This is a genomic window from Methanobrevibacter sp. (genome assembly GCF_017468685.1).
Classification (GTDB): Archaea; Methanobacteriota; Methanobacteria; order Methanobacteriales; family Methanobacteriaceae; genus Methanocatella.
The window spans coordinates 1-1,561 of sequence record NZ_JAFUHT010000053.1 but is presented as its reverse complement, the minus strand read 5'-3'; the positions used below and the strand labels follow the sequence as shown (position 1 = coordinate 1,561).

Here is a 1,561-nt window from a genome sequence, read left to right as displayed (position 1 = left end):
TTTTTCAAGTTTAAATGTAAAAATTGAAGTCTTTTTCAACTTTATTGTAAATTTTGCTTTTTCTCTTGTTTTTTTGCTTTTAAACAATTGTGGGTAAGAATTCATTTAAATCATCAAAAAAATAATACTATGTATTTATTAATAATCAAAAATAAAACATTATTGTAAGTATTGTGTCCATTCACAATACCTATATGTGTATTATCGAGCAGAACGAACGTTCGGTTTAGTTAATTGATTTTTAGACAATATGAGGTACTTAAAAAATGACGAAAAAAAGTATAGGAATATTGCTGATAATTCTTGTAATGATTATAAGTATCGGTGCAATTTCAGCGGCCGATGCTAATGAAACCTTGCAAGGGGAAGTTAGCGATACAAATATTGCTTTAACAGACGAAGTTGACGATACAAATGTCGCAGCAACTTCTTCTGATTTGAAACAAGAAGTCAATGACACTTCACCTGCGATTGAAAGTGTCGATGACATAGATGAAATTATTGTTGACGATAGTCGAAATGAAAATCATAAGGTGGGAGTTGCATCATCTGCTTCAAATGATGTGCTTTCTGCTTCAAATGATGATTTGCTTGGAGAAAACCCTAACTTTTATTATAATGGCAAATGGTACGGAGATTTGGATGATGCCGTTGATGATGCCTGTGATAATAATGGAGGAACAATATATCTTACAGCAAGAGCATGGGGTTACGATTCAGCTGAACGAGAAATTACAATTAGTGACGGTGTATGGATAACATTCCAGCCTCTTAATTCAGGTGATACAGTTATTTTTGACGGCCAAAGTAATAAGTATTGGTTCTTTAAGATAAGCGATAAAAATGCACACATCACCTTCAATGACATAACCTTTAGAAATGGAGGGGACGGATCTTTAGCTAATGATGGAGGTGCTATTAGGATTATACATGGATCTGTGACCTTTAACAACTGTATTTTTAATAACAATAAAGCTTGTAAGAACGTTTTTGGAGGTCATGGTTGGGGAGGAGCAATCTTTCTTGATGAATCAGATGCTTCACTCATAGCTAATAATTGCCGTTTCACAAACAATGAAGCCGATAATGGAGGTGGAGCTGTCTATGTTGAAGATGGAGCTAAAGCCACTTTTAATGACTGTTATTTCGAGGGCAATAAAGCAGACGGATCTGCAAACCATGTTCAGGATGAAGCTGGTAGTGAATCATCTCATTCCTTTTCCAATTGTCGGTTTATAGGAAGCGGTTCCCTTGATATTGAAGTGGAGGTTACTACTAATACAGTTCGTATAACTCCTGATGTAAACGATGATGTGAATTATGCTGTTTTATATAAAAATGGTGTGGAATATGATAGAAAACCTTGTAATGATGGTGATACCGCAACTTTCTCTAATCTGGAGAAAGGAACCTATACAGTTTACATGATGAAAAATTGGGAATCAAAATATGAGTATTCAGGAAATACTTTTTCTCTTATAATCCCTTCTTTTGTTTTAGATGGTGAGCAGGTATTTGAAACTTTAAGTGCTGCTGTAAATGCTATTCCTAGTGGCGGATC

The 1,561-nt window shown here is 34.7% G+C and carries 1 protein-coding gene; it reads left to right on the top strand.

What is annotated here, in order from left to right:
• Positions 1-266: 266 nt before the first annotated feature.
• Positions 267-1,561: hypothetical protein (locus IJ258_RS07125; RefSeq protein WP_292805045.1), on the top strand; the 1,295-nt coding region annotated here is incomplete at its 3' end.